General features: G+C 67.1%; 20 protein-coding genes. 5 read left to right on the top strand and 15 right to left on the bottom strand.

The annotated features are described in order from the left end of the window. Positions 1-236: 236 nt before the first annotated feature. The 11 genes from RN743_RS05430 to RN743_RS05380 all read right to left on the bottom strand — a co-directional run bounded on the left by RN743_RS05430 (position 237) and on the right by RN743_RS05380 (position 8,953). Entirely contained in the window at positions 237-941 is a 705-nt protein-coding gene (locus tag RN743_RS05430; RefSeq protein WP_310777223.1) for a hypothetical protein, read from the bottom strand. A 13-nt stretch (positions 942-954) separates the two neighbouring features. Continuing rightward, positions 955-1,602 carry a hypothetical protein gene (locus tag RN743_RS05425; RefSeq protein WP_310777220.1) on the bottom strand — a complete coding sequence of 216 codons (648 nt, stop codon included), beginning with the start codon at positions 1,600-1,602 and terminating at the stop codon, positions 955-957. Then, positions 1,595-1,936 (bottom strand): helix-turn-helix transcriptional regulator, encoded by a 342-nt coding sequence (locus RN743_RS05420; protein WP_310777217.1) that lies wholly within the window; start codon positions 1,934-1,936, stop codon positions 1,595-1,597. The genes RN743_RS05425 and RN743_RS05420 overlap by 8 nt, the downstream gene beginning before the upstream one ends. Positions 1,937-2,081: 145 nt before the next feature. Continuing rightward, a complete protein-coding gene (locus RN743_RS05415) occupies positions 2,082-3,179 on the bottom strand; it encodes a hypothetical protein (RefSeq protein ID WP_310777213.1) in 1,098 nt (365 codons plus the stop codon). Positions 3,180-3,342: 163 nt separating this feature from the next. Then, positions 3,343-4,038 carry a hypothetical protein gene (locus tag RN743_RS05410; protein ID WP_310777210.1) on the bottom strand — a complete coding sequence of 232 codons (696 nt, stop codon included), beginning with the start codon at positions 4,036-4,038 and terminating at the stop codon, positions 3,343-3,345. 134 nt (positions 4,039-4,172) lie between these two features. Continuing rightward, entirely contained in the window at positions 4,173-5,156 is a 984-nt protein-coding gene (locus RN743_RS05405) for an NADPH:quinone reductase (protein ID WP_310777207.1), read from the bottom strand. Positions 5,157-5,171: 15 nt separating this feature from the next. Continuing rightward, the gene (locus tag RN743_RS05400) at positions 5,172-5,324 is read right to left on the bottom strand and encodes a hypothetical protein (RefSeq protein ID WP_310777204.1); all 153 of its coding nucleotides are present in this window, start codon (positions 5,322-5,324) and stop codon (positions 5,172-5,174) included. Beyond that, the gene (gene panB, locus RN743_RS05395; RefSeq protein ID WP_310777200.1) at positions 5,321-6,178 is read right to left on the bottom strand and encodes a 3-methyl-2-oxobutanoate hydroxymethyltransferase; all 858 of its coding nucleotides are present in this window, start codon (positions 6,176-6,178) and stop codon (positions 5,321-5,323) included. Before panB ends, RN743_RS05400 begins: the two co-directional genes overlap by 4 nt. A 4-nt stretch (positions 6,179-6,182) precedes the next feature. Then, positions 6,183-6,431, bottom strand: a complete 249-nt coding sequence (locus tag RN743_RS05390; protein ID WP_310777196.1) for a ferredoxin — start codon at positions 6,429-6,431, stop codon at positions 6,183-6,185. A 7-nt stretch (positions 6,432-6,438) separates the two neighbouring features. After that, positions 6,439-7,617 carry a cytochrome P450 gene (locus RN743_RS05385; RefSeq protein ID WP_310777193.1) on the bottom strand — a complete coding sequence of 393 codons (1,179 nt, stop codon included), beginning with the start codon at positions 7,615-7,617 and terminating at the stop codon, positions 6,439-6,441. Between the two features lie 67 nt (positions 7,618-7,684). Then, positions 7,685-8,953 carry a branched-chain amino acid ABC transporter substrate-binding protein gene (locus RN743_RS05380; protein WP_310777190.1) on the bottom strand — a complete coding sequence of 423 codons (1,269 nt, stop codon included), beginning with the start codon at positions 8,951-8,953 and terminating at the stop codon, positions 7,685-7,687. A 385-nt stretch (positions 8,954-9,338) separates the two neighbouring features. Here RN743_RS05380 and RN743_RS05375 point away from each other — a divergent pair, with 385 nt between their 5' ends. Beyond that, the gene (locus RN743_RS05375; RefSeq protein ID WP_310777187.1) at positions 9,339-10,880 is read left to right on the top strand and encodes a serine hydrolase; all 1,542 of its coding nucleotides are present in this window, start codon (positions 9,339-9,341) and stop codon (positions 10,878-10,880) included. A 17-nt stretch (positions 10,881-10,897) separates the two neighbouring features. On the opposite strand, the gene RN743_RS05370 is transcribed toward RN743_RS05375, so the two are convergent. Continuing rightward, a complete protein-coding gene (locus tag RN743_RS05370; protein WP_310777184.1) occupies positions 10,898-11,299 on the bottom strand; it encodes a DUF6165 family protein in 402 nt (133 codons plus the stop codon). Between the two features lie 50 nt (positions 11,300-11,349). Here RN743_RS05370 and RN743_RS05365 point away from each other — a divergent pair, with 50 nt between their 5' ends. Then, on the top strand, positions 11,350-12,390 hold the full coding sequence (locus RN743_RS05365) for a DUF933 domain-containing protein (protein WP_310777182.1): 1,041 nt from the start codon (positions 11,350-11,352) through the stop codon (positions 12,388-12,390). A 22-nt stretch (positions 12,391-12,412) separates the two neighbouring features. On the opposite strand, the gene RN743_RS05360 is transcribed toward RN743_RS05365, so the two are convergent. Beyond that, complete coding sequence (locus RN743_RS05360; RefSeq protein WP_310777180.1) at positions 12,413-13,489, bottom strand: histone deacetylase; 1,077 nt, start codon at positions 13,487-13,489, stop codon at positions 12,413-12,415. Positions 13,490-13,729: 240 nt separating this feature from the next. Between RN743_RS05360 and RN743_RS05355 the strand changes: the two genes are divergently transcribed. Further along, complete coding sequence (locus tag RN743_RS05355) at positions 13,730-14,452, top strand: aldolase/citrate lyase family protein (RefSeq protein ID WP_310777176.1); 723 nt, start codon at positions 13,730-13,732, stop codon at positions 14,450-14,452. A gap of 48 nt (positions 14,453-14,500) precedes the next feature. Further along, positions 14,501-16,036, top strand: coding sequence for a hypothetical protein (locus RN743_RS05350; protein WP_310777173.1), 1,536 nt, complete (start codon positions 14,501-14,503; stop codon positions 16,034-16,036). A gap of 55 nt (positions 16,037-16,091) precedes the next feature. Here RN743_RS05350 and RN743_RS05345 read toward each other — a convergent pair whose 3' ends face one another. Continuing rightward, a complete protein-coding gene (locus tag RN743_RS05345; protein ID WP_310777240.1) occupies positions 16,092-16,934 on the bottom strand; it encodes a site-specific integrase in 843 nt (280 codons plus the stop codon). 238 nt (positions 16,935-17,172) lie between these two features. Between RN743_RS05345 and RN743_RS05340 the strand changes: the two genes are divergently transcribed. Beyond that, the gene (locus RN743_RS05340) at positions 17,173-18,150 is read left to right on the top strand and encodes a TaqI-like C-terminal specificity domain-containing protein (protein WP_310777170.1); all 978 of its coding nucleotides are present in this window, start codon (positions 17,173-17,175) and stop codon (positions 18,148-18,150) included. A gap of 121 nt (positions 18,151-18,271) precedes the next feature. Here RN743_RS05340 and RN743_RS05335 read toward each other — a convergent pair. Beyond that, the coding region (locus RN743_RS05335) for a TaqI-like C-terminal specificity domain-containing protein (RefSeq protein ID WP_310777167.1) at positions 18,272-18,713 on the bottom strand (442 nt) is incomplete at its 5' end.

Here is an 18,713-nt window from a genome sequence, read left to right as displayed (position 1 = left end):
GCGGGGCGCAAGGATACACCAACTGGAAAATGTACCATCGACGCAGATCGCCCGGCCAGCCGCGCGTTATCCTACAGGCGACAGCGCGCTTGGCTGGAGGCTCACGGATCATAGGCTGGTTGGAAAAAATAACCCCGCCCGAGGCCTTTCGGCGTGTCGGGCGGGGGGCAAGTGATCCGCCGGCACATGAATCACTGTCTCCCGGGAACGTGCGGATCGGCCACGTCGTAGCCAAGTCACGCGTTCGCCGGCTCCGGCCGGGGGGACGACCATTCCCGGCCCCGCAGCCAAAGGGCGCCGGCCACAACGAGGAATGACGCGGACCAGACCCAGAACCCGACCCCCGCCTGCATTCCCGGACCCAGGTCGCCGAGCTGGACAAGGCCTTGAACCAAGAGGAAAGCACCTGTGAGCCCGACAAGCCACGACGTCCACGATCTCCACGCCGGGCGCGGACGCCAGAACGACAACGAAGTCATCAGGAAGATCAGATTGGGGAGAATCAGGAAACTCGGTAGGACCAGGAAGATCAGCGGAAAGAGCCCGCCGGGAGTCCGCTGAATCAACCCGATCACTTCGGGGAGGAGTTCGTAGCCGTAGATCGTCAGATCGGCGTCGGGACGGGAGGCGACTACCCCCGAGAAGCTGAACGCCGGAAGAACGAACGACGCGACGTACATGCTCCACCCCGCCCACAGCACCTGCCGCCAGCGGGGCTGCCCTGCCCTCGCGAATTCCCTCGATATCGCGTTCGGCTGGCCCAGTTCTTCCCGCGCAATGGCCAGCGCCTCGGCGGGGGCCAGGACCGGATTCAACTCGAGTTCGAGGGTGACGCGGGCGCGGAGGTGATCTTCGAGTTCATCCAGTTCCCGAGCCGAGAGCGACGACCTGTGTTCGAGCTCGGTCCGCCAGTTCCGTACCTCTCTGTCCAGTTCAAACATGACGTACGCCGGGCTACGCGATGCTCGTCTTCGGGCGGGCGGATGCCCAGCCGCGTCGGCGGAACCACAGGGCGGCGGAGGCGCACACGAACGAGGCGGCCCACGCCCAATAGCCGGGACGTAACGAGGACAGCGCATCAGATCCGCCGTCGATCACCGCAGCCACGCCGAGTCCGAGAGCCGACAAACCGATGACTCCCAAGATTCCCGCGAGCCACGTGCCCTTTAATCGAGGCTTGCGCCAAATGAGAGGCAGCATCAGGAGCATCGGCAAGTTCAGAGGCAGCAGCTCGATGTCGGCAAGCAACTCGTACCCGCGCGGTACCCAGGCTTCAAAGCCCCACGACGCCGGAAGCAGTTGCATGTGTAGCACGGGCAGCAGTAGCGAAGCCGAGTAGAGGGCAAGAGCGCCGGCAAGCAGAGGCTTCCAGCGGGGCCGGCCGGACCGGGCGAACTCCCTGGAGAGCGCCTTCGGTTCCCCCAGGTCTCGCCGGGCGATCGCGAAGGCTTCCGTCGGGGACAGGGCGGCGTCCAACTCCAATTCCAGGTCGACCCGGGCGCGCAGGTGGTCTTCGAGTTCGTCCAGTTCGCGAGGCGCGAGCGACGACCGGCGATCCAGTGCCCTCCGCCACCGCCGGACTTCGTTCTCCAACTCAAACATGGCTGCCTCCCCAGGACATCCGGAGCGCTCCGTAGACGGCCCGCCAGCTTTCCCTGTCGGTTGAGAGCTGTCGCTTCCCGCGGCCCGTCAGCCGGTAGTACTTGCGACGCCGTCCCGCGTCGGTGAGTTGCCAGCGGCCCTTGATGAGCCCGTCACGCTCCAGCCGGTGCAGGACGGGGTAGAGCATCCCGTCGGACCACTCGAGTTCACCGCCGGAGAGCAACTGGACCTGCTTGAGGATCTCGTACCCGTACGTCTCGCCGCCCGACAGGATGGAGAGCACCATCGGGCGCGATGACGCGGCCACCAACTCCTTGTAAACCGGCTTCTTCATCCGGAGACCCTGTGCCGGAGACCTGATACCATGAGACACAATGTACCTTGTACTACAAGGTGTAAGTAAGAATGGTTTCACGCAAGGGCATTTCGCGCGGGGGGTCTTGAACGGACGTTCCCGCGGGAACGTCCGGGGGAGGCCGTCAGCGCGTCGGGAGCGGGATGGACGCCACGGACGGGCGATCGAACTCATCCCGGGACACGCCCCAGATCCGGGAGGGGGTGAAGCGAAGCGCGTCGAAGCGGTCGGGGAGTCGCACGTCGCGCGCGGCGCCATCGGGCTCGATACGCAGCCACATGGGCCCGCCGCTCAGGCCGCCCGCGTCGAGATCCATGGGACGCAGCCACATCGTCCCATCTTCGCTGCAGCGGAAGTCCACGTAACGCGGGAGGTAGCTCGCGAGTTCGCGCGGGGTCCCCTGCACCATGTCGGCCATCTGACGTACGAGCCTGAGGCTGTCCTCCGGGGTAAGCCGGGTCGTGACATCTCCCGTCACCTCGGCCTGCCGGAGCGCGAACACCGCTCCTGCAAACTGTCGCGGCGTGACCTCGGTGAAGGGCACGGGCGGAAGGTCGATGGGGTCCACCTCGGCACCGGATCCGTCGAACCCGCGCAGTTGATTCCGGACCCGGTCGTACACGCGCACGAGATTCTCTCCGCAGGGAGCCCACAACCGGTACCACAGGGGGAAACCGCCGTCGCTCTGGATGAAGTCTCCGGACGGATCCTCCAGGGCGTCGCCGAGCGCCACGAGGGTTCGCGTCCCGCCCGTCTCCGGATCCACGGCGACCAGGTCCGCTCCCAGGAGACCGTAACGGAACTGCAGCACGCCCCCGTCCATCGTTGCGGTCGAGTGGGGCACGACGATCTCGCGGCCGAGGCGTGCGGTCCGCACCGAGGGGTCCAGCATGCTCATGCCGCTTCGCACGGTGCCCCGGGGGACCGCCGTGGACAGAAGGGAGAACTCCTCCCGGCCGGCGTCGGGTCGCGAGATCCGTATCAGCGCATGGTGCAGGAGGTCGAGGACCCATGCCTCGCCCGCCCATCCTCCCGCGACGAAGGCCGAGGGCATCGGAAACTCGTCAGGTCCCCCGCCGGCCGATCCGTGGGCGCCGAGGGATTCGCCATCCGCACCGAATCCCACGAAGTACGGCTCCTGCGAATTCAGCACCCACACGGAACCGTCGGCCAGAACCTCGAGGTCCCGGACCACCGCGAGGGAGTCGGACGTGCCCAGCACCTCGATGGCCGACGCCGATAGCTCAATCGCAGGGGACGACGGATCGCCCTCTGCGTCTGCGCCATCTACGTCTGCGCCGTCAGCGCATGCGACGAACGCCGTTCCGGACAGCAATGCCGCAGCGCACCGACACGCCCGTGTGATCGGCCTCAGCCGAGCCAGCTCAAACATACCGTGCTCTCCTTGTCTCCGAGCGGGTGGAGGCCCACGCGCGGCCGCGAAGCAGGAGGGCTGCCGCCACAAGCACATGCGCCGCGGACCATGCCCAGTACCCGAGGCCGAGATAGGGAAGAACCGTGATCTCACCAGCGGTGGTGACGGCTGATCCGTCCAGGAGGCTGGCCACGCCGAATCCGAGGGCGGAGACGCCAAACGCGCCGATGGTCCAGGTGAGCCATCGCACTCTCGACCGCCATGAATACAGGAGGGCCGGCAAGGTCATGGCCATGGCCAGAGTGGGGATCAGAGGGAGAATCCATCCGTCCACGATCGCATGGTGCAACCACTCGTGAGCGGGGGCCGACCACGGCACTTTATTGTACGCGATTTGAAGTGCTGCGGGCCCGGCAATCGGCAGAAAAAGCGACACTCCGTACATCGCGCATCCCGCCAGCAGGAGATATCGCCACCAAGGCCGGCCGGCCCTGGTGAACTCCCTAGCGAGCGCCGCCGGCGCGCCGAGACCCTCGCGAGCGATCACCAGCGCCGGGTAGGGAGTGAGCGCCGGGTTCAGTTCCAACTCCAGGTCGACGCGCGCACGCAGGTGATCCTCGAGTTCGTCCAGTTCGCGGGGTGAGAGAGACGTCCTGCGTTCGAGACGCCTGCGCCAACTCGCGACCCCGGTGTCCAGCTCAAACACGGCTCTTCATTCGAACCCCGATTTCGATGACCCATACCACGAAGTACAATGTACCTTGAGATACAAGGTATCGGTATCGGAGAATCCGGCAAGGGCTTCCTGCCGGTCAGGGGCAACCGGACTGTCGCCTTTGTTCAGATACCGAGGTCGATCAGGACCTTGCCGAGGGGGCCGGATTCCACCGCCTCGTGGGCGGCCACGATGTTTTCGAGCGCGAAGCGCTCCGCCACCGTGTGCTTCAGTTCCCCTTCGGTCAGCCACTTGGTGAGATCCTCCACGGCCTTCTGCTTCGCCTCCTCGGGCATGAGGAAGACGAGTTCGAAGCGCACGGTGAGGTTCTTGTAGAGGAGGGTGTAGAAGGGGACGGCCGGCTGGGGTTCGCCCTCCGAGGCGTAGGCGGAGATCACCCCGTTGGCCTTCAGCATCGCGATCGAGGCGTCGAGATTCCCGCCCATTTCGACCTCGACGATGCGGTCGACGCCCTCTCCTTCGGTCAGTTCCGCGACGCGGGCCGGGACATCTTCCTCACGATAGTTGATGACGACGTCCGCACCCGCCGCCCGGGCGATCCGCACCTTCTCGTCCGCGCTCACGGTGGAGAGGACCCGGGCGCCGCCCAGCCTGGCGCACTGGACCGCATAGGCGCCGACCGCGCCCGCGCCGCCGGTCACGAGCACGGTCTGCCCCTCGACGGGACCGTCGGCGTACACGCAGCGGTGCGCGGTCAGGGCGGGGATGCCGAGACACGCGCCATCCATGAACGTCGCGTTCGCGGGGAGGTGGACGGCCCGGGACTCGGGGACGGTGGCGAACTCCGCCGCGGTGCCGAGGTTGCCCCCCCACTGCGCCTCGTAGATCCAGACGCGGTTGCCGAGCCGTCCGGCATCGACGCCGTCCCCCACCTGGTCGATGACCCCGGCGCCGTCGAAGTGCGGCACCACGAGCGTGGAGTCGAGCGCGCCGCGGCCGCCGGCCCGCCGCTTCACGTCGACGGGGTTGATTCCGGAGGTGCGTACGCGGACCCGAACTTCGCCGGGGCCGGGCACCGGCATCTCCCGCTCCCCCACCTCCAGCACGTCGGCCGCCGACCCCAGTTTCGTGTACCATGCAGCTCGCATGTCGTCCTTCTCCCGCTATTCGCCGCTGGGGTCGCTGCCCGTGTCCGCGCCCGTGTCCGCGCCGGAACTCAGGCCCTCCGCGTGTCCGTCCACGGGAAGTGCCTGCCCGGATATCTTCGCACCTGCGCCGGAAGTGAGGAAGAGCACGAGCACCGCCACGTCGCTCAATCCCCGTCCCCGGTCGATTCGTAGCCGTGTTCCGCCGCGGGATAGCTTCCCGCCCGCACTTCCTCGGCGTAGCGCGCGACGGCCTCCCGCGTGGCCTTCCCGAGTTCGGCGTATCGCTTCAGGAAGCGGGCGCTGAACCCTTCGTTCAGGCCGAGCATGTCGTGCAGCACGAGCACCTGTCCGTCGCAGTCCGGCCCGGCTCCGATCCCGATCGTCGGCACGGAGACGGCCTCCGTCACTCGCCGGGCCGCGGCGGTCGGCATCAACTCGAGGACGATGGAGAAGACGCCCGCCTCCTCCAGGGCGACGGCTTCCTCCACCAGCCGGGCCGCCGCCTCTTCATCCTTCCCCTGAATCCGGTGTCCCCCGAGCGCGTGCACCGACTGCGGCGTGAACCCGAGGTGGCCCATCGCCGGAATCCCCGCCCGGATGATCGCCCGCACCGCGTCGACGACCTCGAACCCGCCCTCGAGCTTCACGGCGCCGGCTCCGGTGTGCTTGAGGATGTTGCCCGCGTTTCGCACGGCCTCCGCGGGCGAGACCTGGTAGCTGAGGAAGGGCATGTCGACGACGACGAAGGCGCGCGCCGCCCCGCGCGTCACGATCCGGCCGTGGTACGTCATCTGCTCCACCGTGGCGGAAAGCGTCGTCTCCTCGCCGCACAGGACGCTCGCCAGGGAGTCGCCGACGAGAATCAGGTCCACGCCGGCGGCGTCCACGAGCGATGAGAAGAGCGCGTCGTAGGCGGTGATGGCGACGATCTTCTCGCCGCGCGCCTTCATCGCCACGAGGTCGAACGTCGTCCGCTTCCGTGCTTCCGAGCTCCCGCCCGGCACGCTCATGGTTCGCGTCACTGGATCATCCCCCTGTCACACGTCTCCCGCGCCCCTCCGGCGGGAACATCGTCCGCCCCGTCTCGGAATCCATCACACGGATCGCGCTCACGGGACAGTTCGCGGCCGCCTCCAGGACGAGCGCGGCGGGGTCGCCCTCGGCGTCGACGACGGTCGACTGGCGGTTCTCGTTGTGCGCGAACACGCCCGGCGCGGTGGCCACGCACATCGCGTTGCCGACGCAGAGCCCGTGATCGACTTCGATCCTCACCATGTGGACCTCACCATGTCACGGGCATGGATTCGATGGAGCGGAACTGGATGCTCGGCTGGTAACGCAGTTCATCCGTGTCGAGCGCGAACCGCTCGAAGCGGCGCGCCAGCCCGCGGAACACTTCCTGTCCCTCCATGCGCGCGAGCGCGACCCCGAGGCAGTAGTGGATCCCCGACCCGAAGGAGAGATGCGGGTTCGGCTGGCGCCCGATATCGAAGCGGTCCGGGTCCTCGAACACGGCGGGGTCCCGGTTCGCCGCCGCGATGATCCAGCGGATCCGCTCTCCGGGCGACAGCGTCTTCCCGCACAGTTCGGCTTCCTGCGCGACGATTCGCTGGGTCGACTTCACCGGCGGATCGAAGCGGAGACACTCCTCGGTCGCGGTCCTGGCGAAGCGGTCCGGGTCCGCCCTCAGCCTGTCCCACTGCGCGGGATGCTCGATGAAGGCGCGGAGCCCGTTGCAGATCAGGTTCATCGTCGTTTCGTGTCCCGCGAACAGCATCAGCCCCGTATTCACGAGCACCTGGTGCCGGGTGAAGACGCCGTCGTTTTCCCCTTGGGCGAGAGCCGAAATCAGGTCATCGCCGGGATTCCCGAGCCGCTCCTCGACGAACGGGCGGGCGTACGCCACGATCCCGCGGATCCCCTCCGTCAGGGGCCGCAGCCGGTCGGGTTCGCCGCGATTCAGGTGGAGGATGCTGTCCGCGAGCCCGCGGAGCGTGTCCATGTCCTCGCGGGGGACGCCCATCATTCGCGCGATGATCCGCACGGGGAGCGGCGCCGCCAGATCGGTGACGACGTTCATCCGTCCCCTGGGCCACAACTCATCCAGGAGTTCGTCCACCGCCCGGCGCACGAAGGGACGCCAGCTCTCCATCGCCGTGGGGGTGAAGAAGGAGTGAACCGTCTTCCGCTGGTCGAGGTGCGCGGGACGGTCCTGTTCCACGAGTTGATCCGCGCGGAACGTCCTGACCTCGTCGAACAGGGGCGCGTCCTCGGGCAGCACCGGCGGGTACGGCGCCCCCTCCACGCCCCGGATCACGGCAGAGGAGAAGAGTTCGTGGTGGCGGAGGATCCAGACGACGGGATCGTACCCCGTCACGACCCACAGCCCGAACTTCTCATTCCAGTGGACGGGATCCCGCTCCCGCAGCCGGGCGAACGAGGCGTACGGGCGCGCGATCACCTCCTCCGCGAAGAGGTCGTCGAGATCCGCCGGCGGGCCGGCGGCCCTGGCGGCCCGTGACGGCCTGCTAGGGGGAGAACCGGTAGACGACGGGCAACCGGTCGACATCGGTGACGCTCGAGTCCGTGTGGTGGTAGATGAGCTGACGTCCGGTGCCGCAGTCGCCGAAGGCGTCGCAGGAAATCGTGCCGATGAGACCCTCGATGCCATGGGCTCCAATCCGCGCGCGCAGGGCGGCGCGGTCGATGTAGAGCCGTCCGCCCTCCTCCACCGCCACGGCGGCGATGGCGTCGAGCAGAAACGTCGTGGCGTCGTACGCGAGCGCCCAGTAGGCAGTCGAGGGATGCTCGCCGTACTCGGCCTCGTACGCGGCGATCACCGTCTCGGCGCTCCTCCCGGTCACCGCGTTGACGTTGCCGCGATAATCCGACTGGGGTCCGGCGAAGTAGATCCCTTCGGACTGCGGCTCCTCCAGGAACTCCGAGACCAGGAGGGCCGCGCCGGAGATCAGCGTCGCGTCCTCGAGGCCGTCAAACCCGCGCGCCTGCGCCGCGAACGGCGAACCTTCGGGGACGAAGAGCGGGAAGAAGACCCCGTCCGGCCCCGCGGCCGCGAACTCCGCGAGCACGGACGTCATGTCCGTCTGACCCTTCGCGATTCCAGTCGCGACGGGTACTTCTCCGCCGACCGCGCGAAAGGCGTCTCCGAAAGCGTTCGTCAGCGCCGTCGTGTAGGGATCCCCGTCGTGCAGCGTGACGATCCGCCGGAGGCCGAGATGATTGTAGGCGTAGTCGGCCACGGCCCGCGCCTGGTAGAGGTCGTTGTTGGCAACCCGGAAATAGCCGGGGTGGTGGTCCGGGTTCGGGTTGCCCGCCAGATCCGAGGTCAGCAGTGGCGACGTGGTGCTCGGCGCGATCATCGCGAATCCCGCCCGGCTGATCACCGGGGAGGCGGCCACCGCGGCGGCGGAGCAGGAGGTGCCGATGACGCCCACGACCTGCGGATCGGCAACGATCTCGCCGGCGCCGGCCCGCCCGCCGTCGGGGGAGCACCCGGAGTCCACCGGGTCGCCGAGGTCGACGCCGCGGCCGAGGACGGTGCCCACATCGCGGACGGCAAGCTCCACGCCGCGCCGCGCCGCGACCCCGAGCGATGGCGCCCCCGTCATCGCCAGCAGGGAGCGGATCCGCACCGACTCGCCGCGCAGAATCGTCACGGTTCCCAGCGGCCCCGGCTCGAAGCTCGACGGCCCCGTGCTTCCATCGCATGAGACCGTGAGGAATGCCGCGAGAACCACGATCCCGGTCTGTCGAACGGTTCCCCACCCTGCGCGCATAATCACTCCCCCTCGTGACAGTTCGTATGCTCCGACGCAAGCTACGCACAGGTCTCGGCGCCTCCAAGACGCCCCGGCGGCTGGCCGCCCGGGGCAAACTCCGCGCCGGCGCCGGCCGCGCGGAGATGACCGACAGGATGGTCGACGCTCGAAAGGGATCGCGATGACTCGAAACCGGCTTCTTCTGATGGCCGCGCCTCTGCTCGCATGCGCCTGCGGAGACTCGGCCGCCCCCGGCTCTCCCGCTCCAATCCCCCTTGAAGAGCTGACCCGCGGGGCCTGGTCTCCGCCCGTCATGCTCCCGAACGACCGCTTTCTCCCCACGTCCGGGGCGGGGCCTGCCCGACATGGCTTCTCCGGCACCATCACGTTGACTGGCGCGGAGATGCAGACGGAACCCGCGGAACTCGATCCGCGCCGCTTCATGGGGCGGGACACGAAGCGCTTCCCGGACGTGTCGCTCGGATTCGTGGCGGAAGGCCGCGACCTGATCCCGTGGAACCGCAATCTCATCGTGGCCGGCACGCGCACCGAAGCCGGGAGTTACTGGGATGTCCTGGTCGGGCCCGGAACCGTCTGGGCCGAGCCGGGGGAAGCATGGTCGCGGGCGGCGTTCCCGCTGCAACTCGCGAGTTCCGTCGAGAACGAGACGTACAACGGGGTCGCGACCTTCGCCTTCAACGACCGGGACGTGTCCGGCGTCCGCTTCCAGACCGTGACCCAGGGGCGGCCCTATTTCCTCGTCCAGCGGCGGCTGATGTGGGGCCAGCTCGCGGCGGAGTTTGCGCCGGGCTCGGCGCCGGCTGGCGCGATCGAGGCCTTCGCCGCCGAGAAGGCGCGGCGTCTGCCCCTGCGCCCGATCTCCGACCTGCGTCCGCGGGTGGGAGACGCCGTGTTCGACGCCATGCACGGGGACATGAATACCGCGAACATGGTCACGGCCGCCTTCCTCGTGCGGGACACGCTCTATGCCGCCGACTGCCCCACGCCGTTCGGGGAGCTTCCCTTCTGCCGGGAGCAGCGTTTCGGGATCTGGTCCGTCACCAAGTCCACCGGGAACACGGTGGCCGCGCTGCGGCTGGCGCAGCGCTACGGGCGCGAGGTCCTCGAGGAGCGCGTGGCCGACCAACTGAACGTCACGGCGGAACACGACGGCTGGGAGGACGTGCGTTTCCGCGATGTCCTCAACATGGCCACCGGCGTGGGAGAGGGATCGACGCGGACCGAGCCCAACAACACGGGCGACGGCTACCTGGTCGGCTACGACGACTGGTATACGGCGATCTCGATGGACGAGCGGATCCGGCAGGTGTTCCGCGCCTCGAACCATCCGTGGGGGCCGGGCGAGGTCGTCCGCTACCGCGACCAGGACGCGTTCCTCATCGGCGCGGCGATGGACGCCTACCTCAAGCATCGGGCCGGTCCGGAGGCGGACCTGTGGCAGATGCTGGAGGATGAGGTCTACCGGCCCATCGGCGTGCCGCACGCGCCGACCAACCGGCTCGTCGAGCCGGACGGCTCGCTCACGCTGCCGCAGATGTCGCAGGGCTATTACCCGACGGTGGACGACCTCGCGAAGATCGCCCGCCTCCTCCAGAACGGGGGCAACCACGAGGGCGAACGGCTTCTGCACGCGGAACTGACCGCCGAAGTGCTGTACCGGACGGACGTGCGCGGGATCACCTTCGGCCCGCCCGTCGACATCGGGCAGCCCAGCTACTACCTCGCGGTCTGGCACCAGAACTACGCTGGCGAAGGGGGCTGCGTCGTCGACCTCACGCGCATGTCGGGCTGGGGCGGGCACCGCGTCGTCCTCTTCCCCAACGGCATCGTCGCCATCCGGATCTCGAAGGTGACGGGAAGCGAAGCCTCCCCCGTGGAGGGACTCGCCGCCGTAGCCGACCGCCTGGACCCGTTCTGCCCCTGACCGCGCGGCGTCCGCGGTTACGCCGGGGCGATCTCCGGGTCGGCGGAGGTATGTGATTTTTCCTCGACGATCCCCGAGCCGTAGTCCTCGCTGAGGGCGCGCTTGAGGCGGTGGCGTTCATCGTTGAGGCGATAGACCTGACGCGCGGCTTCGGTGAAGCGGGGACCGAAGTCGTCCGCGCGTTCCAGGCGACGCAGTTCGTCCTCGACGTCCCAGATCCCCCGGTTCACTTCCGCCAGAGCGGCGACGCGCTCCCGGACCCGGCGCGGCGCGGCGTCGAGCGCTCCGATCGTCCGCGCGCACACGGCCTCGACGTTCGCCAGCTCGGAGTTCACATTCGCGAGCTTCCGGCGATCGCGGATCCGGGCCTGCTTCAGTCGCAGGATGGTGATGCGGTCGATGAGTTCGCCGGCGGACACAGGGATCTCGATATTCACGCTCCGAACATAATGGGGAGGGAGGGGACGCGGTGAGGATTGGACTCGTGGGGTTCGCGGGTTCCGGGAAGACGACGGTGTTCAACGCGATGACGGGACTCGGCGTGCCGGTCGGGTTCGGCGGCGAGGTGCGCCTCGGCACGGTGCGGGTTCCGGATGCGAGGATCGATGCGCTCAGCGCCCGCCTCTCCCCGCGCCGAACGACGTACGCCGAGATGCGGTTCTGCGACATCCCGGGCGAGCACGGCGCGGCGAGCAAGGGCCTGTCGCCGCGCGGGCTCCAGCAGATCCGCGATCAGGAAGCCCTCTGCCTCGTCCTGCGCGACTTCGATAACCCCGCGCTTGCCGACCCGCCGGACGCGGGGGGCGAACTCGAAGCCTTCGCGACGGAATGTCTGCTCTCCGATCTCGACCTCGTCGAGCGGCGGCTGGACCGGGCACGCCGCGAGGGAGCGGACGCGGTCGAGATCGCCGCCTTCGAACGGGCGCTCGGGACGCTGGAACGCGAACAGCCGCTGCGGACCGTGCCGCGGGCGGAGCTGGACCGCGCGCCGTTCCGCGGCTACGGCCTCCTGACGGACCGCCCGCTGCTCGCCGTGCTGAACCGCAGCGAAGACCGGGCGGGGGAGCCGCTGCCGCCGGCGCTCGACGAGCGACTCGCCGCGATGGGGGCCGGCGGGCTGGCGCTGTCCGCGCCCGTCGAGGCGGAAATCGCCGACCTCGACCCGGAGGACCGGGCCGCCTTCGTGGAGGCGCTCGGCCTGCGCGAACCGGCGCTCGCCCGCTTCATCCGCTCGGCCTACGGACTCCTCGATCTCATCTCCTTCTTCACCGCCGCCCCCGCCGAAGTCCGCGCCTGGACGATCCGGCGGGGTACGCGCGCCCGGCGGGCGGCGGGCCGGGTCCACTCCGACATGGAACGCGGCTTCATCCGCGCGGAGGTCATCCCCTACGAGGTGTTCGCGAAATACGGCTCCGAACAGGCCGTGAAGGAGGCGGGCCTGCTGCAGGTCGAGGGCAGGGACTACGTCGTCGAGGACGGCGACATCCTCCACATCCGCTTCAACGTCTGACCCACCCGCCGAACCCGGAGTCCTACCCTTCGAGGAGCGTCTCGATGTGGGCGGCGGTGGCGAGCGCGGTGCCGTCGAGGTTGTAGCCGCCCTCCAACAGCGAGACGACGCGCCCCTCGCAGCAGGCATCCGCGTAGTCCATCGCCATCCGCGTCATGCGCCGGAAGGCGTCGTCCGTGAGCGCGAAGCAGCCCAGGAGGTCGTCCACCCGGCTGTCGAAGCCCGCCGAGACGATGACGAAATCGGGGTTGAAGTCCGCGACGGCGGGGGAGAGCGTGTCATCCCAGCGGCCCAGCATGTCGTCGTCCGTGGCGCCGCAGTCGAGGTGCACGTTGATGTTGAGTCCCGTCCCCTCGCCTTCGCCGGTGAGGGCCGGGTCGCCCGTTTGCGGGTAGGCGGCCCAGTCGTGGGCGGAGAAGAAGAGCACGGAAGGATCATCGTAGAAGGCGTTCTGCGTCGCGTTCCCGTGGTGGTAGTCCCAGTCGATGACGAGCACCCGCTCGAACCCGTGCACCTGCTGCGCGTACCTCGCGGCCACGCCGGCGTTGCTGTAGTAGCAGAACCCTTCCTCGGCGCCCGTGTTGTTCGCGTGGTGACCCGGAGGCCGGATCGCGCAGAACGCGTTCCGTACCTGCCCCGCGACGACCGCATCGATCGCGGTGAGCGCGCCCGAGACGGCGAGTTCCGCGACCGGGCCCGAGACCTCGATGTCACGGATCGACGCGACATGCTCCGGCGTGTGGAGCGCCTCGATGTGCGGCATCGCCTCGGCGGCCGGCGCGAGCGGAACCGTGGCCTCGTCCAGCCCTCGCGCGACGAGTTCCTCCCGAATGCGCACGAGGCGGTCGGGAATCTCCGGCGGGCGCCCGCCATCGGGCCGGATCAGGACGTGGTCCAGGTAGCGCGGATCGGAGAGGAGGCCGGTCCCCGTCGCGGGAACGGAGGACGCGCCGCTCGAGCCGGCGTTCGACGCCCCCGAGTCGGGTGCGCCCCGGCAGGACCAGGCGGCGGCCGGGAGCAGGGCGAGGCCCGCGGCACCCAGAGCGGCCTCTTCGACGAACTTCCTTCGCGTGCGGGCGAAATCTCTCGGCGTGCGCATGGCGGGACCCCCTTTCCTGAAACTAGACTAAGCGGAGGCTGACGAGGGCCGCGAGACCTGTCGCGAGAGTCTGTCGCCAGGCTTCGACCGGCCTGCCCAACTCCGAGGTATCCCATGGCTGCCGTGAACACGATCAGGAACCCTCCCCTCCGTACTCTTTGTCTCTTGGGCGCCGTCACCGGGGGGCTGGTCGTTTTGGCCGGTTGCGGAGGCGCGCCGGGTGAGGAGGAGACGGACGCCATGGCGGAATCCGAGGAGGCCGCCGACACCCGGATCGTGGACCAACTCGCCGCCGGGGACGCCGTCTTCGGACTCTTCTCAGGGGATCACACGCCCGAGGCCGGCGCCGCCATGGCCGCGAACCGTCCCCTCGATTTCGTATTCTACTCGCTGGAGTCCGGCCCCTTCGACATCCCCGCGCTCGAGAGCTACGCCGCCGGGATGTCGGAAGCCTCGGGGCACATGATGCCCCACCCGATGCTGCTGCGGATCCCTCCGATCCGGGACGGGCACGACGAAGCGCGGGACCGCGCCGCGCAGGGTCTGGCGGCCGGGGTCTCGGGGATCGTCTACCCGCACGTCGAGACCGCCGAGGAGGCGGCCCTCGCGGTGGACGCGCTCGGCGACGCCGCCTGGCCCGGCAATCCCGACGGCCACCTGATCAGCTTCCTCCTCATCGAGGACCAGTTGGGGATCGACAACGTGCGGGAGATTGTCTCCACCCCCGGCGTCAGCGCCGTCTCCCCGGGGCCGGGCGATCTCCGGCGCGTCTACGATGGAGATATGGAGAAGGTAGAGGAGGCGATCCAGATCGTGCTCGCCGCCTGTCTCGAGTTCGATGTGCCGTGCGGGGTCACGGCCGGAGTGGATGACATCGCCATGCGGATCGAGCAGGGATTCCGCGTGATTATCGTCACCCAGCCGGAAGCCGTCGCCCTCGGAATGGCCGCCGCCGGCCGCTGACGATCAACCCGCGACCCAGCGGATCGTTTTTATGCAGCAGGAGGAAAGATGAAGCCGCTCAGCCTGATCACACCGGTCCTCGCGCTCGCGCTGATGCCCGCGGGGGCGCTCGCGCAAGAAGGCTCCGGAGGCGGGAACGGAACCGAACCCGAGCCTTCGCGCTGGGAGTCGAACCATTCCATCGTCGTGGACGGGGAGACCGTCGAATACCGAGCGGTCGTCGGCAGCGTCATCCTCCGCGACAACGAGGAGAACGCGACGGGAGAACTCTTCTACACGGGGTACTTCCGGACGAACGGCGGCGACCCCTCCACGCGCCCCATCATCTTCGCCTACAACGGGGGACCCGGGTCTGCCTCGTTCTGGCTCCACATGGGGATCATGGGACCGCGCCGCGTCGTGACGCCCAACGTGGGCCAGCAGGCGCCGCCGCCGTACCCGCTCGTCGACAACGGCCACACGGTGCTCGACATCGCGGACGTCGTGATGGTGGACCCGATCGGGACGGGGTTCAGCCGCCCCGCGGGCGACGCCGATGGGACCGATTTCTGGGGGATGGACGAGGACGCCGCCTCCCTCACGCAGTTCATCCGCCGGTTCCTGAGCGAGAACGACCGCTGGAACGCGCCGCGCTACATCCTCGGCGAGAGCTACGGCACGACGCGCTCGGTGCTGCTGGCGCGCCACCTGCAGGGCGCGAACATCGACCTCAACGGGATCGTGCTCGTCTCCGCGGTCATCGACTTCAACACGCTCCAGTTTCCGCCGGCGTCGCACATCGGGTTCATCACCAACCTCCCATCCTATGCCGTCGTGGCGGAGTACCATGACAGGCTTCCGGGGGGACGGCCCGACGACCTCCAGGCGTTCATGAAGGAGGTCGAGGCGTGGGCGCTGACGGACTACGCGCAGACGCTGCTCGCGGGCACAACGGTGGATCCGGCGCAGCGCGCCCGGGTGCTGCGGCAGATGCACGAGTACACGGGCCTCTCGATGGACTTCCTCGAGCGGGCCGACCTGCGCGTCTCGGCCCCCGAGTTCGAGAAGGAACTGCTGCGCGACGAGGGGCTCACGGTGGCCCGCCTCGACGCCCGCTTCACCGGGCCGACGGGCGACCTGCTCGAGACGACGCCGGGGCACGACGCCCAGTCCTCGGCGATCAGTTCGGCGTACACGTCGCTGTTCAACACGTACGTGCGCGAGGAACTCGGCTACGACGGCGACCGCGAATACTGGCCCAGCGGGATGGCGCGCCCCTGGAACTGGGAACGGCAGGGCGGGCGCCGCGGACCCTTCGGCGGTTCGGCGCTGAACGTGGGACCCGACCTCGCCGAAGCGCTCGAACGCAACCCGCGCCTCGAGGTCCTGCTCATCAACGGGATCTACGACCTCGCGACGCCGTACTTCCCCATCGTGTGGTCGCTGGAGCAACTCGGCCTGGCGCCGGATCTGCGCGACAACATCACGCGCGACGACTTCGCCGCCGGCCACATGATGTACGTCGAGGAGAGCCTGCTCCCGCAGTGGCGTGAGACGCTGGCCACGTTCATCACCCGCACGTCGGTGCCGGCGCTGGTGCCGTAACAGAAAATCCGCTCAGTCGGGAGGGCCTCGCCTACCCGCGAGGTGCTCCCGACACCTACAGGAAGTGCGCCCCGGCGTGATCCGCGAAACAGTCCGCATCGCGTATGTAGCCCAAGACGGTTGCCGGATTCCTGTGGCGGGTGACCTCCATGATCTTGTCGAGTCTGGCCCGGTGTGCAGCCGCGCTGGTGACGAACCCGGCACGAAGCGAGTGCGCCGAGTAATCGGCCGGGTCGAGACCGATTTTCGTGACATAGCGCTTCACCAAACGCGCCACTTCCCCCGGATTCACCGGTCGTCCCGTAGGCACACCGCCTCTTCCCAACGTTTGAAACACATGGCCATCCGAAATGCCGACCGCATCCAGCCAAGCCGACAACCTGCTAATCGCACGCACGATCTTTCCCTCGGGAACCGCGATTCGCTGCCCCACTCCTCCCTGATCCGTCTTCGAACGTCGGACGCGCACGATCATGCCATCAGTCCGCTCCATCGAGATATCCGCCACCACGAGGCCGCACAGTTCGGATCGACGCAGCGCTGCGGCGAAACCGAGCGCGATCATCGCCGCGTCGCGACGACCATGCCGCGTCGCCGGGCAAGCCTCGAGCATCGCGCTGATTCGATCCTCCCGAAGGGCCTTCACCTGCCGCGGCGACTCCTCCCGGAGCCGCGCCAGACCGCGTAGCGTCGCTCCTACTTCGTAGCTCGCTGCGGGTGACGGCAACCCCAGCTTCCTGTACTGGCAGTTGAGGGCACTCCGATAGATTCGCAACGTCGCCAGCGAGAGTTTGCGTCCCGTCGCTCGACTCGTCCCAGAATTCAGCCCAACAAGAAACTCCACAACGTCTTCCACCGTTGCCGCAGCCGGCCGGATGCCCGCCTCTTCGCAGAACATCAAGAAGCACCTCCACGCCTTCTCGTACGCCACCCGTGTGTTCCTCGCCTGTGAAGCCCTCTGCACCCGATCTGCTGTCGCCTCATGCTTCCGGATTGCTTCCACGTTCCACCTCCCGTGCCCACTCGCTTGATCCCCCATCTAACACCAGCTGTCGATCCCCGTCATAACGTGAGTTGCCCTGCCTGACGAACTTGAGCCGCCCCGTATCGGACTTCTGCAGACCAACCGCCTTGCCATGCGCACCCGAAGAACCCCCACTCGGGCTCAGCGTGATGCTACAGCGACGCCTCCCCAAAGTTGTATCGTCGTGCTACCGAGCGCCTTCATTCCCTGGGCGGCCCCCATCTCACCGAATTCATCCGCCAAAGCACAATCCCATCAGACGATTCACCCCCCGCGGGCCGACCCCCTGATCGTCTCTCCCCTTTCGCGACCCATCATCGCGTCACGATGCCGTCATCATTTTTGCTATAATTCCATTTATCGTGGCATCCTGACGGGCTGCAATGATGCGTTCCTCGTCGACGACTCAACCCGCGATCGTTTGATCTCTCAAGATCACCGGACGGTCGAGATACTTAGGCCCATTCTTCGCGGTCGTGATATTGACCGTTATCGAGCAAACTGGGCCGGTTTGTGGCTTATCGACAATCACAACGGCTACAACAATATTCCACCCGTTCAGGTCACCGATTATCCCGCCGTCAAGAAGCATCTGGATCAATATTACAATACACTCGCTGCTCGCCACGATAAAGGTATAACCCCATATAATCTGCGTAACTGTGCTTATCACGCAGAATTCTCCAAAAGGAAACTCTTCTGGATGGACATGTCCGACAGAGGCCGTTTTTGCTTGTCTGATTCGACGGTGTTCTGTAACGATAAAGGTTTCATTCTAACGGGTCCGTCACTGCGATATCTGTGCGCCGTCTTGAACAGTCGCCTTGTTTCTTGGTTGATGGAGCGAACTGGTCTCACGACTGGTATGGGTTTAGTCCAATGGAAGAAATTCGCCGTGGAAGCCATCCCGATTCCCAAACTAAGTGCGAAGGAGGAACGCCCCTTCCATCGCCTGGTAGACACGATCCTGTCGACAAAAGATGCCAATCATTCTGCAGACATCTCGTCACATCAGGCCGACTTGGATCGCAGAGTCTATCAGCTATACGGACTCACTACGCGTGAGATCGCGGCAGTCTCGCGAAGTTGAGAATCTGTGGAGAAGGCGTTAGCGGACCCGTGAATGTTGGCGCTTCGCCGGGCTGCCGTTCAAATCCGCTTGCGGGATAAGAAGCAAGTTTAGAACACGCTCGTCTTGTTCCCATGTTGGCTTACCGGTGAGAACTAGTAACAATCTCGATGTCCCTGCCTGTAAGACCGTAGAGCTTGTACACGATGCCATCTACTTGACTTTCTAAGTCCGAAGTGCTCGCCGCGTGACCTGCCGCTTTCTTGTGTATAATGTCATCAACAAGGTGAGTAAGAGATTCGACGACTACTTCGAGAGGCCTCGGGATTGGAATGGCGTCGATGGTCGACCGTATCCATCGGGGAACACCCATGCCTGAATTCAGGGCCGTGTTCCGCATGAACCAGGCGATGAGCTGAGAGTTGAGTAAAGCACAGAGGAACTTAATTGAGGATCCCGAGAGCATGTAGGCACTGTTCACGCAGAACAACTCTTCCTGTCCGTCGGCATAGGCGAACCGCCCTTCGTGAGCCAGGTCGATCCAGAACAGTTTCTCCCGCGAAAATTCTGCGTGATAAGCACAG

The organism is Candidatus Palauibacter scopulicola (assembly GCF_947581915.1).
Taxonomy (GTDB): domain Bacteria; phylum Gemmatimonadota; class Gemmatimonadetes; order Palauibacterales; family Palauibacteraceae; genus Palauibacter; species Palauibacter scopulicola.
The sequence above is the reverse complement of the archived record's forward strand: the minus strand, read 5'-3'. Positions and strand labels throughout refer to the sequence as shown.